Below are 14659 nucleotides of genomic sequence, written 5' to 3'. Positions count from 1 at the left end.
CCGCGCCGCCGCTTGTTGCATACACAACGATCCCGCGCGCGTCAGATCTTCCCTGCGCCGCGCGCCCACTTGTACTTCGCGCCGAGTACCGCTACCGGAATTTCAGTCGAATACGCATAGGCCGGCACGCCATGCTCGTATAAGTATTCGGCTGCTTCCTCGACCTGCACGTCGCCGGCTAGCGACGCGACGATCGGCTTCTCGATGCCCTTCGCCTTCATTTCCTGCTTCACTTCGATCACGAGCTTCGCGAACACCATCGGCGGCGTGATGATCGTGTGCCAGTAGCCGAGGATGATCGAGTGAATGCGCGGATCCTCAAGACCGAGCCGGATCGTGTTCGCATACGTGCTCGGCGGCTCGCCGCCCGTGATATCGACGGGATTGCCCGCGGCGCCGAACGGCGGAATGAATTTGCGGAACGCCGCGTCGAGATCGGCCGGCATCGTCATCAACGAAAGATTGTTATCGACGCAAGCATCGGAGAGCAGCACGCCCGAGCCGCCCGCGCCCGTGATGATCACGACGTTCTCGCCCTGCGGCGTCGGCAGCTTCGGAATGCCGCGCGCAAACTCGAGCAGATCGCGCAGCGACCGCGCACGGATCACGCCGCACTGTTTGAACACGTCCTCGTAGATACGATCGTTGCCCGCGAGCGCACCCGTGTGCGAACTCGCCGCGCGCGCACCGAGGCTCGTGCGCCCCGCCTTCAGCACAACCACCGGCTTCTTCTTCGACACGCGCGCCGCCGCTTCCGCGAATGCGCGGCCGTCTTTCAGGTCCTCGCAGTGCTGCGCGATGATTTCGGTGTGATCGTCCTGTTCGAAGAACGTGAGCAGATCGTCTTCATCGATATCGGATTTGTTGCCGAGACCGACGATCGCCGACACGCCCATCTTCGCGGAGCGCGAGAAGCCGATGATCGCCATGCCGATTCCGCCCGATTGCGACGATAGCGCGGCCTTCCCCTGCACGTCGTACGGTGTGCAGAAGGTTGCGCACAGATTCTTCGGCGTGTAATAGAAGCCGTAGATGTTCGGCCCCATCATGCGAATGTCGTACTCGCGCGCAATTCGCACGATTTCTTCCTGCCCTTCCACATTGCCCGTTTCGGCGAAGCCCGACGGAATCAGCACCGCGCCCGGAATCTTCTTCTTGCCGACTTCGGTCAGCGCGGCCGCGACGAATTTCGCCGGAATCGCGAATACCGCCACGTCGATTTCGCCGGGGACGTCGAGCACGCTCCTGTACGCCTTGCGGCCGAGAATCTCGTCGGCTTTCGGGTGAATCGGCAGAATCTCGCCCTGATAACCGCCGTTGATGAGGTTCTTCATCACGGAGTTGCCGATCTTGCCGTCTTCGGCCGACGCGCCGATCACCGCAATCCGGTCGGGACGCATGATGCGGTTCATCTGCCGCACGATGTCCTGCTGGCTCGGGCGATAACGCGGCGCCGGCGGCGCGAAGTCGAGCACGATGCGCACATCCGCGGCAATCGCACCGTCCTTGCTCGCGAAGACCGGGTTCAGGTCGAGTTCGGAAATCTGCGGGAAATCGGCGACAAGGCGGGAGACGTTTTCGATCAGTGTCGCGAGCGCTTCGCGGTCGACGGCATCGCCGCCGCGCACGCCCTTCAGGATTTCCGCTGCGGCGATGCTGTCGAGCATCGAGCGCGCATCGTCGCGCGTCGCCGGTGCGAGACGGAACGTGATGTCCTTGAGCACTTCGACAAGCACGCCGCCGAGGCCAAACGCAACGAGCTTGCCGAACGAAGGGTCGCTGACCGCGCCGACAATCACTTCCTGTCCGCCGCCGATCATCTGCTGCACCTGCACGCCGTGCAGGTTCGCGCTCGCGTTATAGCGCTTCGCGTTGTCCATGATCGTCGCGAAGCCGCGCTCGACTTCGGCTTCGCTCTTCAGGCCGACCAGCACGCCACCGGCCTCCGTCTTGTGCAGGATTTCAGGCGACACGATCTTCAGCACCACTGGGAAACCCATTTGCGCCGCGATCTGCGCGGCCTCGCGCGCGTCGGTCGCCAGTCCTTCTTTCGGCACTGCAATGCCGTACGCGTCGCAAACGAGCTTGCCTTCCGGCGCCGTCAGCGACGTTCGGCCTTCGGCTTTCACGTTGTCGAGGATGTGCTGCACGACGGCCTTGTTCGGCTCGGCCGTATCATGCGCCGCGAGAGCGCTGCCGCGTTCCCGCCGCGAGAGGGAGTCTTCGTATGCCATATCGTGTCGTCTCCGATTCTGGTTATGAAGCCGCCCGGCTTGCAAACTGCCGGTTGAAGCGCCAACAGGCGACACGTGAACACGTGCGCCTGTCGGCTTCCTGCCATCGAACCTCGTGCAATTCGTGCAATCGAACCGCTGCCGCTCAGATCGCACCCGCGGTACGCAACGCCGCGATCTGTTCCGCCGAATAGCCGAGCTCGGCCATCACTTCGTCGGTATGCTCGCCGAGCAGCGGCGAACGTGTGACATCCGTGGGACTATCCGACAGCTTGATAGGATTGCCGACGGTCAGATACTTGCCGCGCACCGGATGATCGACTTCGACGATCGTGCCCGTCTTGCGCAGCGATTCGTCTTCGGCGATCTCCTTCATCGACAGGATCGGACCGCACGGAATGTCGTACTTGTTGAGGATGTCCATCGCCTCGAACTTCGTCTTCGTCATCGTCCAGCGCTCGATTTCCGCGAAGATGTCCTTGAGGCGCGGCAGACGCGCGGCCGGCGTCGCGTAATCGGGATCGGTCGCCCACTCTTCCTTGCCGATCACGTTGCAGATCTTCGCCCACACGGGCGCCTGCGTGATGAAGTAGATGTAAGCGTTCGGATCCGCTTCCCAGCCCTTGCACTTGAGGATCCACCCCGGCTGGCCGCCGCCCGACGCATTGCCGGCGCGCGGCACGGCCTCGCCGAACGTGCCGTTCGGATACTGTGGGTACTCCTTCATGACGCCGGTACGCTCGAGACGCTGCTGATCGCGCAGCTTCACGCGGCACAGATTCAGCACGCCGTCCTGCATCGCGGCGAGCACCTTCTGGCCGCGGTTCGTCTTCGTGCGCTGGAACAGCGCCGTGACGATGCCCAGCGCGAGGTGCAGGCCGGTGCCGCTATCGCCGATCTGCGCACCGGTCACGACCGGTGGGCCATCGTCGAAGCCGGTCGTCGACGCCGCGCCGCCCGCGCATTGCGCAACGTTCTCGTAGACCTTGCAATCCTCGTAGGGTCCGGGACCGAAGCCCTTCACGGACGCGACGATCATCTGCGGATTGAGCTCCTGGATGCGCGCCCACGTGAAACCCATCCGATCGAGCGCACCAGGCGCAAAGTTTTCGACGAGCACGTCGCAGGTCTTGATCAGCGTTTCGAGAACCTTCTTGCCTTCAGGGTTCTTCGTGTCGATCGTGACCGACCGCTTGTTGTGATTGAGCATCGTGAAGTAAAGGCTGTCCGCATCGGGGACGTCGCGCAGTTGTTCGCGCGTCACGTCGCCGCTACCGGCCCTCTCCACCTTGATCACGTCGGCGCCGAACCAGGCCAGCAACTGCGTGCAGGTTGGTCCGGATTGCACATGCGTGAAATCGAGAATGCGCACACCGTCAAGTGCCTTAGCCATGATTTGTCTCCTTCCCTTGCTTCGCGTGTTCATGGTCGGGTGAAACGGGCAGCGCGCGATGCCGTGCTTGAGTGCCGGTGTTGGGGGATAAAACTTTTGCGGACATAAGTCGTCTCCTATGCGTTATCTGGCGGTTATCGATGACGTAGCCGGTTGCCCAGGCCTTGTACACGACGCGCATCTCGCATGCCCCGATCAATACGGTATGTGATATATCACAATGCATCAAGCGTATTTTGATGCTGCGGCGCGCAAGCTCGAAACGCGTCAAGTCCTTTGCTGGCTTGGCTTCTCGCTCATTTCGTCGGCGCTTTTGACGTCCGACCGAGGGAAAATACCGACCACCTTTGCGTCTTGAATCGTTCTGATATATCACATACCATATTTCACAGCCCGTCAAGAGAAGTCTTTCCCCACTGCCCCGATCCCGAAACACATCCAGTGAGGAGGAGTCTGTGAACATTCACGAATATCAGGCGAAGGAACTGCTGAAAGGCTATGGCGTTGCCGTGCCGAACGGCCGCGTCGCGTTCACGCCCGACGAAGCCGCCGCGGCGGCTCGCGAGCTCGGCGGCGCGGTGTGGGTCGTCAAATCGCAGATTCATGCGGGCGGCCGCGGTGCGGGCCGCTTTGCGAACGATCCGAACGGCGCGGGCGGCGTGCGCGTGGTCAAGACTGTCGACGACGTCGCGAAAAATGCGGCGCAGATGCTGTCGTCGGTGCTGGTGACCAAACAGACAGGCCCGGCCGGCCGCGAAGTGAAGCGCGTCTATATCGAGGAAGGCTGTGCGATCGCGCGCGAGCTGTATCTCGGCATGCTCATCGATCGCGCGACGTCGCGCATCACGGTCATGGCGTCGACCGAAGGCGGCATGGAAATCGAGGAAGTCGCGGCACGCACCCCCGAAAAGATCCTGAAAGTCGCGGTCGACCCAGCCACCGGCCTGCAGCCGTTCCACGCGCGAAAAATCGCGTTCGGTCTCGGCCTCGCCGGCAGTCAGGTCAAGTCGGCGACGCAGTTCATTCTCAATGCGTACCGCGCGTTCGTCGAACTCGATGCGTCGATCGTCGAGATCAATCCGCTCGTCGTGACCGCGTCGGGCGACGTCGTTGCGCTCGACGCGAAGATCAACTTCGACGACAACGCCCTGTTCCGCCATCCGTCGATCGAAGCGCTGCGCGACGAAGCCGAAGAAGATCCGGCCGAGCTCGAAGCCGCCAAACACGGACTCAACTACGTGACGCTCGACGGCAATATCGGTTGCATGGTCAACGGCGCCGGTCTCGCGATGGCAACGATGGACATCATCAAGCTCTACGGCGGCGAGCCGGCGAACTTTCTCGACGTCGGCGGCGGCGCGACGAAGGAGCGCGTGGCAACCGCGTTCCGCCTGATTTTGCGCGATCCGAAGGTCGAAGCGATCCTCGTGAATATCTTCGGCGGCATCATGCGCTGCGACGTGATTGCGGAAGGCGTGGTCAGCGCCGCGCGCGAAGTCGATCTGCGCGTGCCGCTCGTGGTGCGCCTCGAAGGCACGAACGTCGAACTGGGCAAGCAGATTCTGCGCGACTCGGGTTTGCCGATTCTGTCAGCCGATCATCTCGCGGATGCGGCCGACAAGGTCGTTACCGCCACCGTCCAACACTCGGGAGCACACTGACATGGCCGTTCTGATCGACCGCAACACCAAAGTGATCTGCCAGGGCTTCACCGGGTCGCAAGGCAGCTTCCATTCCGAACAGGCGCTCGCGTACGGCACGCAGATGGTCGGCGGCGTCACGCCGGGCAAAGGCGGCTCGACGCATCTCGGGCTGCCGGTATTCGATACCGTCGCCGATGCCGTCGACGCAACCGGCGCGAACGCGTCAGTCATCTACGTGCCGCCGCCGGTCGCCGCCGACGCGATTCTCGAAGCCGTCGACGCGGAATTGCCGCTGGTCGTCTGCATCACGGAAGGCATTCCGGTGGTCGACATGGTGCGCGTGAAGCGCGCGCTCGCCGGCTCGGCGACACGCCTGATCGGGCCCAACTGCCCGGGTGTGATCACGCCCGGGCAATGCAAGATCGGCATCATGCCCGGCCATATTCACCGGCCCGGGAAGATCGGCGTCGTATCGCGCTCGGGCACGTTGACGTACGAAGCGGTCGCGCAAACCACCGCCGCGGGTCTCGGGCAAACCACCTGTATCGGCATCGGCGGCGATCCGGTGAACGGGACGAATTTCATCGACTGCCTCGAGATGTTTCTCGCCGACGACGACACGCACGGCATCATCATGATCGGCGAAATCGGCGGCTCGGCCGAGGAAGACGCGGCGCAGTTCCTCAAGGACGCGCGCACAAAAAAGCCGGTCGTCGGCTTTATCGCCGGCACGAGCGCGCCGCCGGGGCGTCGCATGGGTCACGCGGGCGCGATCATCTCGGGCGGCAAGGGAACGGCGGGCGCGAAGATCGATGCGATGCGGGAAGCCGGGATACACGTCGCGCAATCACCGGCGGCGCTCGGTGAAACGATGGTGCAGGCGTTACGCGGGCATTGAACGACGACGCTTGCAAATGCCATGCAGTGCAAGTGTGATCAAGCAGAGCAACAAGGGCGCACAAAGATAAACAATGCGCCCTCTAAAAAAGATAACGAAACAAGCGGGTTCGCAGATGCAAAAAAAAGCCAGCGGGCGACAAACCCGCTGGCTTCCTTCTTTACTTCCAGCATGTCTAACAGCGGCGGCAGCAACAACAGCAATGCTACGCACGAAGCGTCGTCAAGCCATCGCTCATCAATCAAGAAAATCGCAATTCGCCTCGACGAAGTCGGCGAGGTCGAGCGAATGCTGCCGCACGAGCCGCTCCGCGAGTTCCGTATCGCGCTCTTCGAGCGCCTCGATAATACGCAGATGGTCGACGATCGAGCGCGACGCGCGGTCGCTCTGCGAGATCGTCAGCCGGCGAATCGCGCGCACGTGAATAAACACGTTCTTGATCGTCTCGAGGATCATCTGCGACTTCGACAACTCGACGATCGCCTGATGAAACGCGATATTCGCGTCCGAGTACTCAGCGATATGCTCGGCCGGCGTCGTATCGCGAAAGCTGTCGAACATATGGCGCAGCCGCGCGATTTCCTCGTCCGTGGCGTGCAGCGTAGCGAGGCGCGCGGCCATGCTTTCGAGCGCCGCCCACATCTGGATCATCTCGACGATTTCGCGCTTGCTCTTGCGCACTATATAGATACCGCGACGGGGCACCATGCGCAGAAAGCCTTCCTGCTCGAGCAGCGTCATTGCCTCACGCACCGGCGTGCGGCTCACGCCGAGCGTTTCGCTGAGCAAACGCTCGTCGAGCCGTATTTCGTCCTTCGACTGATAGATATCCGCGTCGGCAATCGCCTGACGCAGCATCGCATAAGCCTGGTCGCGCAAGCTGGCGCTTGCATTAATGGGTTGCAGCGCCAGCGTCAACGGCGAGGCCACTACGTTTTCAGTTTGAAGTTCCGACGACATTCATCGCCTCTTTCTTAACGGATGCACGGACCGGTGCCGGCACGATCGCATCGCCATAAGCGCCCGCGAGGCCAGCGTACCGGCCATGCTTCGCGGCGAGCGATGCAACATGCAGCGGAACCATATTAGTCAGCAAAACGGTCGCGGCGGCGCCGAGACCCACGAAACCAACAGCAAGCAGCGCGAGAGAGACGAAATCCATTTCAAGCTCCATACGATTAAGTGTTTACCATGACTCAATCATATGCTGCGCTGCCACACACGTCAATAACTTTGTATGTAGTATATCAAGCATTGTTGCTTTTTGAACTCGGTGAAAAACCTAACATGCCAGCGGCCGCCGCGCTCGCGAAATTCGGCAAAACGCATCGATGAGTCGCGATAGGCGGATCGTTTCGCTGCACCGCGATACAGCATCGTTGTCCAGCCTGCATATGCCCGACAACACTGACAATCGCGTTACGAAGCACTCAAATTGCGCAGTGCATCATGAACTCAGCGCATCAGTTATATGTTTGTTGACCTCATATTGCCAACCGTGGCCGCACGCAATATCGTCTCGCAAATCGGCGCGAGTGCGTTTCGCATCGCGCCGTCATATGTAGTCAACCTGCATATGAAAGTCATGAGTTTTTTTGGTCCGCATTTTGGTCCGATAACAGGCCGTCCATGAAAAGCTCAAGTTAAAGAGCTGACGACCGATAACGAACAAGACGCACCCCATCGGAGACCGACCACATGAGCAGTATTGCAAAACCCGGCGATAAATCCGGTTCGCCTTCCTTCTTTTCCAAGCAGGCTACCGTCGCCCGCCCAGGCTTCTCGCGCTGGATGGTGCCGCCGGCCGCCCTCGCCGTGCACCTGTGTATCGGCCAGGCCTACGCGTTTTCCGTGTTCAACGGACCGCTGACCAAGGTCATCGGCATTACGCAGTCCGCACCGGACGACTGGACGCTGACCACCCTCGGCTGGATCTTCTCGCTCGCGATCGTGTTCCTCGGCCTGTCGGCCGCGTTCGCCGGCAAGTGGCTCGAGCACGTCGGTCCGCGCCGCACGATGTTTACCGCGGCCTGCTGCTTCGGCGGCGGCTTTCTCGTCTCCGCCGTCGGCGTGTGGACGCACCAGATCTGGTTGCTGTACCTCGGCTACGGCGTGATCGGCGGCATCGGTCTGGGCCTCGGCTACGTTTCGCCGGTCTCGACGCTGATCCGCTGGTTCCCGGACCGCCGCGGCATGGCGACCGGCATGGCGATCATGGGCTTCGGCGGCGGCGCGATGATCGCCGCGCCGCTGTCGGTCGCGCTGATGAACCACTTCAAGAGCGCCACGAGCATCGGCGTCGCTGAAACGTTCATCGTGCTCGGCATCGCGTACTTCATCTCGATGACGATCGGCTCGCTCGCGATCCGCGTGCCGCCGGCGGACTGGAAGCCGGCCGGCTGGACGCCGCCCGCGACCACGACGACGAAGATGATCACGCGCAACCACGTGCATATCGACCAGGCGCTGAAGACGCCGCAGTTCTATCTGATCTGGCTCGTGCTGTTCCTGAACGTGACGGCCGGCATCGGCATTCTCGGCCAGGCCTCGGTGATGATTCAGGAGAGCTTCAAGAGCACGGTGACGGCCGCGGCCGCCGCCGGCTTCGTGGGCCTGCTGTCGCTGTTCAACATGGGCGGCCGCTTTATCTGGGCGTCGGCGTCGGACTGGGTCGGCCGCAAGAACACGTACTTCATCTTCTTCGTGCTCGGCGCGGTGCTGTACTACTTCGTGCCGACTTTCGCGGATTCGGGCAATATCGCGCTCTTCGTGCTGTCGTACTGCGTGATCCTGTCGATGTACGGCGGCGGCTTCTCGACCGTGCCGGCGTATCTCGCCGACATGTTCGGCACCGCGTTCGTCGGCGGCATCCATGGCCGGCTGCTCACCGCATGGGCCGCGGCAGGCGTGGCGGGTCCGGTGCTCGTGAACTACATCCGTGCGTATGAAGTCGCGCACGGCGTCGCAAAAGCCGATGCGTACACGCTGACCGTGCACCTGATGGCCGTGCTGCTCGTGGTCGGTTTCATCTGCAACCTGCTGGTGAAGCGCGTCGACGACAAGCACCATATGACCGAAGCCCAACTGGCCGCCGAGAAATAAAGAGGACCCTTATGAACACCACGACTCAGGAGCATCCGTCCAACAAGGGCCTGCTCGTTATCTTCTGGCTGTACGTCCTGATTCCGCTCGCATGGGGCGTGACCAATACGCTGCTGCAGGCCGTCAAGCTGTTCGGTTGAGCTGCACGCTCGCTTCGTTGAATTCGTAAAATTCGCCGAAGCGAATAAAAGTAAGGCCGGGCGCGATGCCCGGCCTTTTTCGTTTGCGCTTCGCTTCCCGCATCAACCATCCGTATCGAGCCGCAGCGGAAAGATAATCTCGAACGTCGTCCCCTCGCCTTCGTGCGACGCGAATCGTAAGTCCCCATGCAGCGTGCGGCACAGCTCGCGCACGATCGCAAGACCAAGCCCGACGCCGGGCACATCCTCATGGTTCGCGCGCTCGAACTCCTTGAACACGCGCTCCTGGTCCGCCGCGCCGATGCCGACGCCGGTATCGGACACGCGCAGGCACCACTGGCTCTCACCGCACACGTGCATATCGAACTCGACCTCGCCCACCTTCGTGTACTTGGCCGCATTGGACAGCAGATTGAGCGCGATCTGCTTGAGCTTGAGCCGGTTCGACACGACCGTCCCGAGCTCGCGATCGAAACGTTGCACGAGGCGCAAGCCTTTCGCCTCCACCGTGGGCACACAGGCCGCAACCAGTTCGTCGAACAGCGCACGCAGATCGATTGCCTCGGTGGCGAACGCATTCGTATCGCCGAGCACGATCGAATATTCGACGAGCTCGTCGACGAGCGTCTTCATATCGCCGACCTGCCGGTTCGCGAGCGCGAGCGCCGTATCGGTCCTGGCCGGCGCGCGCGCAATCATCTGCAGCGCCATCGAAAACACATTGAGAAAGTTGCGCAGATCGTGCACGACGCTGCGCGTGAGCTGCATCCGCGATTCATACAATTCGCCGACGAGCTTCTGCTTGAGCAGCAGTTCGTGATTCGCGCGTTCGAGCCGCCCCGTGTATTCGTCGATCTTGCGGTCGCGCTCGGTCATGACCTCGCGAATCGACGTGAGCGTCACGAAGCTGATCGCCTCGTCGATAAAATAGCGCGCACGTTCCTCGTGCCGCCGCGTGAACGCCGGATACTGCTCTGCATAGCCGAAAATCGCGCCCAGCAACACCTGACGCAGCAAATCGAGCTCGCGCACGAGTTCGTCGATGCGATAGCCCTGCTTCCAGCGCAGCCTGCCGTGCAGCTTCGCGTTGCGCTCGATCGACGGCTCGACCTGGTCGAGATCCTGATCTTCGAGCGCGCTGCAGAGTTCTTCGAGAATGGCGGGAACGTGGTCGGCCAGCTGTTCGTAAGTCAGCCGGTCCGACTCGGTCAGGTCCGCGTCGTTGAACACGGCCTTCATCCATCGCTCGGTCAGATTGATGCGCTGTTCGCGCAGATGCTCGGCAAAGAGACGCAGCGGTTGTGATGGTTTGAGAGCCATGGCAGCACCTTGCGACGGAGCACGGCGGAAGGCAAACGGACCGGCAACGACTGTGCCGGGCCGTGACGAACGTCCATCCTACTACGACTTCAACCGGTACCCCGTTTTAAAGATCCACGCGATCACCACGAGAAACACCGCAAGAAATAGGGCCGTCATGCCGAGGCTGATGCCGACGCTGACATCGGCCAGCCCGTAGAAGCTCCAGCGGAAGCCGCTAATCAGATAAACGATCGGATTGAACAGCGCCACGATGCGCCAGCCCGGCGGCAGCATCGCGACCGAATAGAAACTGCCGCCGAGAAACGTGAGCGGCGTGATGATCAGGAGCGGCACGATCTGCAGCTTCTCGAAGTTATCGGCCCAGATGCCTATGATGAATCCGAGCAGACTGAACGTCACCGACGTCAGCACGAGAAACAGCACCATCCACAGCGGATGCTGAATCTGCAGCGGCACGAACAGCCCCGCCGTCGCGAGAATGATGAGCCCGAGAATGATCGACTTCGTTGCCGCCGCACCGACATAGCTGATGACGATCTCGAGATACGACACAGGCGCCGAAAGCAGTTCGTAAATGGTGCCGGTGAAGCGCGGAAAGTAGATGCCGAACGACGCATTCGAAATGCTTTGCGACAGCAACGACAGCATGATGAGCCCTGGCACGATAAACGAGCCATAGCTGACGCCTTCGACTTCGCGAATCCGCGAGCCGATCGCCGCGCCGAACACGACGAAGTAAAGCGAGGTGGAAATGACGGGCGCGACGATGCTTTGCATCAGCGTGCGCCCGGTGCGCGCCATTTCGAAGCGGTAAATCGCGCGGATCGCATGCAGGTTCATGATGGTTGGCCTCGCACGAGGCTCACGAAGATATCTTCGAGCGAGCTTTGCGACGTCTGCAGGTCCTTGAAGCGGATGCCCGCATGATTCAGATCGTTGAGCAGCGCGGCGATGCCGGCGCGCTCGCGTTCCGAGTCGTAGGTGTAGACGAGTTCGGCGCCGCCGTTGGCGATTTCGAGCCCGTAGTCGGCAAGCGCCGCAGGCACGGCCGTAAGCGGCGCTTCGAGATGCAGCCGCAACTGCTTCTTGCCGAGCTTGCGGATCAGCTCGCGCTTCTCTTCGACAATGATGATCTCGCCGCCGTTGATCACGCCGATGCGATCGGCCATCTCCTCCGCTTCCTCGATGTAGTGCGTGGTCAGCACGACCGTCACACCGCTTGCGGTCAGCGAGCGCACGAGGCGCCACATATCGCGCCGCAATTCGACGTCGACACCGGCGGTCGGCTCGTCGAGGAACAGCACGCGCGGCTCGTGCGACAGCGCCTTGGCGATCAGCACGCGGCGCTTCATGCCGCCCGACAGCGTCATGATGCGGTTATCGCGCTTCTCCCACAGCGACAGGTCGCGCAGCACCTTTTCGATGTACTCGGGATTCTTCGGCTTGCCGAACAGTCCGCGGCTAAACGAGACGGTGGCCCACACGGTTTCGAACGCATCGGTCGTGAGCTCCTGCGGCACGAGGCCGATCAGCTCGCGCGCGGCGCGGTAGTCGTGCTGGATATCATGCCCGTCGACCACGACGGACCCGGCGGATGCCCTGACGATCCCGCAGACGATGCTGATCAGCGTCGTTTTGCCCGCGCCGTTCGGCCCGAGCAATGCGAAAATTTCCCCACGCCCGATCGACAGGTTGATTCCTTTGAGCGCGTGGAAACCGGATGCGTAGGTTTTGGATAGATTGGATATCGATATGATTGGCGGCATGCCCGCGACGATAGCAGATATGGCCCTGCCATGTGCAAGGCGGTCATCGAAGATTCATCGTCGCGCGCACGATGCGCGTGGCTGCCCATGTGGGCGCCACGTGTGCCGATGTGCGCGCGCCTCGATATGCCTAAGCGCGCGCATGCGCGTTATTGCGGGAAGCCGAGCGCCGTCGCTTTCGCGCGCAGATCGGAAAAGCGCCCGCCCGGCACGCTCTGCTTGAGCTCGCTCGAAGCGGACGTGCCCGATGCAGGGGTGCCGGATGCAGCCGTACCCGACGCCGCGGCGCCTGACGCCGGCGCGCCGGTCTGCTGCGCGTTGTCGATCGAGCCGATGCCGCTGCCGCCCGGCGGCACGAGCGCACACGCCGTGCCGAACGGCCCCGGCGCAACGGCGACCGCGGGCGCATCGGTGCGCGGCGGCTGGGTCAGATCGAGTGCATAGGCGAGATTGAACGTAGTCGGGTCGCTTGCGCGCACACCGAGCGGATCGAGACCGAAACGCCATTGCAGCAGTTGATGGATCGAACTCGGGTCGAACGGATAGCGCGCGACCTGGTTCGCACCCACGCGCGGACCCAGCAGCATGCACGGCACGCGAAAGCCGAGGCGCCCGTCGTTGCCGAGCGCCTGCTCTGCCGCCGAGACCGGCTTGACCGGCGACGCGACATGCTCCATAAACCCGCCCCACTCGTCGTAGACGACGATCATCAGCGTCGAACTCCAGGTCGGGCTCGTGCGCAACGCCTCGTAGATCTGCCCCAACAGCACCTGCCCGTTGCGCACGTCCGCATGCGGATGGTCGTCGTTCGAGATGCCCTGTGCTTCGCCGCCGAAACTCGGGTCGACCATGCAGAACGATGGCAGCGCACCGGCGGCCGCATCCGTCAGAAAATCGTTGAAGAGCTTCGAGCGGCTCACATAACGCGCGCCATAAAGCGCGGTGAACGGCACGTCATGGAAATAGTAGGTCGACGTGATGCCCTTCGCGTCGAGCCGATCCCAGATGGTCGGCAGTTGCGACGTATCGAGCGTATCGCTCAAGCGGTCCGTTTCGCCGCTGTGCAGGTACACGCGATTCGGGAACGTATCCGCGAGGATGCCGCTCATGTAATAGTCGCAGACCGTGTAGAGCGGCACCGCGCCGCGATAGAAATCGAGGTCCGCCTGCTGGAAGAAGCCGATCGGCAGCAAGTCGCCGCGCGTCTGGTTCGTATTCGGGGTGAGCAGGAAGCCGTTCATCGCGCCGTTTGCAAGATGCACGCGGCCCGCATCGTACGCATGATCGGGGTCCGCGAACGAGCAGCCCTGGAAACCATACGCAGGATTCGCCGATAGCGCGAACGGCGCCTGCGCTTCACCGAAGGCATCGGTAAATTGCCGGCCTGCCGGCAAGCCTTCCGCGTTCGGTACCCAGCCGAGCAGATGATCGAACGAACGGTTCTCCATCGTGACGAGCACGATATGGTCGATGCCCGACGAACCCGGCACGGGCAGCGCCGGACGCGGAAGATTAGCGCGGTCCGGCGGAATCTGCCCAATGCTCTGGTTCGGCGGCGTGCCCGAGCCGGGATCGCTGCTTCCGCCGCCGCCCCCGCCGCCGCACGCCGATAGCGCGAACGAACCGACGATCGCCGCGACGATTTGCCTGCGTACGAGATCTGGTTCGCCGGCGCCTTGTGCAAATTCGTTCTGCTTGTCGAAAGACGATGCGCTCATCGTAAAGTCCTTTTATTTGGGAATGACCGTGCGAAGCGCGAACGCAAACGCACCGCGTTGAGGATGCGCGGAAACAGCATTCGACATACCCGGTCATGCAAACCCGACAGATCCGGTCGCATTGCAAAAGGTGTACGAACCAACCTGCGTAAATAAGGACGCGTGATTTGAAGTTTGTACCGGGCAATTCGACGGCAGCAGGTCAATCCGAGCCGCTGCGCCGATTTGCCGCGTGGCTGCGCGAAGCCGTTGTTGCGCACCTGATACGCACCTGTTGCACGCTCACATTGGAACGGCCGTTGCTTGAAATACAAGGTTGCGGAACTAGCCTTGAAATGGATGACCTAAGTTTTTGCGCTGGACTCAACTTTGAAAATGCTCTGGAAAACGTGCTCGAAACGCACGCAAAGGCCCGCTTAAAGGGCCACTAAAGGGCCAAGGC

The 14659-nt window shown here is 62.0% G+C and carries 14 protein-coding genes; 5 read left to right on the top strand and 9 right to left on the bottom strand.

Annotated features, from left to right (window positions below; translation table 11 throughout):
• Positions 1–41: 41 nt before the first annotated feature.
• Both KZJ38_RS29600 and frc read right to left on the bottom strand, forming a co-directional pair.
• Positions 42–2234 carry an acetate--CoA ligase family protein gene (locus KZJ38_RS29600; RefSeq protein WP_219800637.1) on the bottom strand — a complete coding sequence of 731 codons (2193 nt, stop codon included), beginning with the start codon at positions 2232–2234 and terminating at the stop codon, positions 42–44.
• 145 nt (positions 2235–2379) lie between these two features.
• Positions 2380–3627 (bottom strand): formyl-CoA transferase, encoded by a 1248-nt coding sequence (gene frc, locus KZJ38_RS29595; protein ID WP_219800636.1) that lies wholly within the window; start codon positions 3625–3627, stop codon positions 2380–2382.
• Positions 3628–4082: 455 nt separating this feature from the next.
• On the opposite strand from frc, the gene sucC reads away from it, so the two are divergent.
• Together sucC and sucD are read left to right on the top strand one after the other, a co-directional pair.
• Positions 4083–5288, top strand: a complete 1206-nt coding sequence (sucC, locus tag KZJ38_RS29590) for an ADP-forming succinate--CoA ligase subunit beta (RefSeq protein WP_219800635.1) — start codon at positions 4083–4085, stop codon at positions 5286–5288.
• Between the two features lies 1 nt (position 5289).
• Entirely contained in the window at positions 5290–6168 is an 879-nt protein-coding gene (gene sucD / locus KZJ38_RS29585) for a succinate--CoA ligase subunit alpha (protein ID WP_219800634.1), read from the top strand.
• A 38-nt stretch (positions 6169–6206) separates the two neighbouring features.
• On the opposite strand, the gene KZJ38_RS29580 is transcribed toward sucD, so the two are convergent.
• From KZJ38_RS29580 to KZJ38_RS29570, 3 genes are read right to left on the bottom strand one after another with little or no spacing between them, the layout of a single operon-like run.
• Positions 6207–6413, bottom strand: a complete 207-nt coding sequence (locus KZJ38_RS29580; RefSeq protein WP_219800633.1) for a hypothetical protein — start codon at positions 6411–6413, stop codon at positions 6207–6209.
• The gene (locus KZJ38_RS29575; RefSeq protein WP_219800632.1) at positions 6406–7128 is read right to left on the bottom strand and encodes a GntR family transcriptional regulator; all 723 of its coding nucleotides are present in this window, start codon (positions 7126–7128) and stop codon (positions 6406–6408) included. The genes KZJ38_RS29580 and KZJ38_RS29575 overlap by 8 nt, the downstream gene beginning before the upstream one ends.
• Positions 7106–7330, bottom strand: a complete 225-nt coding sequence (locus KZJ38_RS29570) for a hypothetical protein (RefSeq protein ID WP_219803704.1) — start codon at positions 7328–7330, stop codon at positions 7106–7108. Before KZJ38_RS29570 ends, KZJ38_RS29575 begins: the two co-directional genes overlap by 23 nt.
• 536 nt (positions 7331–7866) lie before the next feature.
• On the opposite strand from KZJ38_RS29570, the gene KZJ38_RS29565 reads away from it, so the two are divergent.
• Both KZJ38_RS29565 and KZJ38_RS29560 read left to right on the top strand, forming a co-directional pair.
• Complete coding sequence (locus tag KZJ38_RS29565) at positions 7867–9270, top strand: L-lactate MFS transporter (RefSeq protein WP_219800631.1); 1404 nt, start codon at positions 7867–7869, stop codon at positions 9268–9270.
• Between the two features lie 11 nt (positions 9271–9281).
• Positions 9282–9410, top strand: a complete 129-nt coding sequence (locus tag KZJ38_RS29560) for an MFS transporter small subunit (RefSeq protein WP_219800630.1) — start codon at positions 9282–9284, stop codon at positions 9408–9410.
• 102 nt (positions 9411–9512) lie between these two features.
• Here KZJ38_RS29560 and KZJ38_RS29555 read toward each other — a convergent pair whose 3' ends face one another.
• The 4 genes from KZJ38_RS29555 to KZJ38_RS29540 form a co-directional block, all read right to left on the bottom strand.
• Complete coding sequence (locus tag KZJ38_RS29555) at positions 9513–10730, bottom strand: sensor histidine kinase (RefSeq protein WP_219800629.1); 1218 nt, start codon at positions 10728–10730, stop codon at positions 9513–9515.
• 81 nt (positions 10731–10811) lie between these two features.
• The gene (locus KZJ38_RS29550) at positions 10812–11573 is read right to left on the bottom strand and encodes an ABC transporter permease (protein WP_219800628.1); all 762 of its coding nucleotides are present in this window, start codon (positions 11571–11573) and stop codon (positions 10812–10814) included.
• Positions 11570–12499, bottom strand: coding sequence for an ABC transporter ATP-binding protein (locus KZJ38_RS29545; protein WP_219800627.1), 930 nt, complete (start codon positions 12497–12499; stop codon positions 11570–11572). Before KZJ38_RS29545 ends, KZJ38_RS29550 begins: the two co-directional genes overlap by 4 nt.
• Before the next feature lie 149 nt (positions 12500–12648).
• Complete coding sequence (locus KZJ38_RS29540; protein WP_219800626.1) at positions 12649–14217, bottom strand: alkaline phosphatase family protein; 1569 nt, start codon at positions 14215–14217, stop codon at positions 12649–12651.
• 167 nt (positions 14218–14384) lie between these two features.
• On the opposite strand from KZJ38_RS29540, the gene KZJ38_RS29535 reads away from it, so the two are divergent.
• Entirely contained in the window at positions 14385–14648 is a 264-nt protein-coding gene (locus KZJ38_RS29535; protein ID WP_219800625.1) for a hypothetical protein, read from the top strand.
• The last annotated feature ends 11 nt before the right edge of the window (positions 14649–14659 follow it).

The sequence above is a fragment of the Paraburkholderia edwinii genome, from assembly GCF_019428685.1.
In the GTDB taxonomy this organism is placed as follows: Bacteria; Pseudomonadota; Gammaproteobacteria; order Burkholderiales; family Burkholderiaceae; genus Paraburkholderia; species Paraburkholderia edwinii.
Note: the sequence above shows the minus strand (reverse complement) of the source record. Positions and strands in the feature narration are given on the sequence as shown.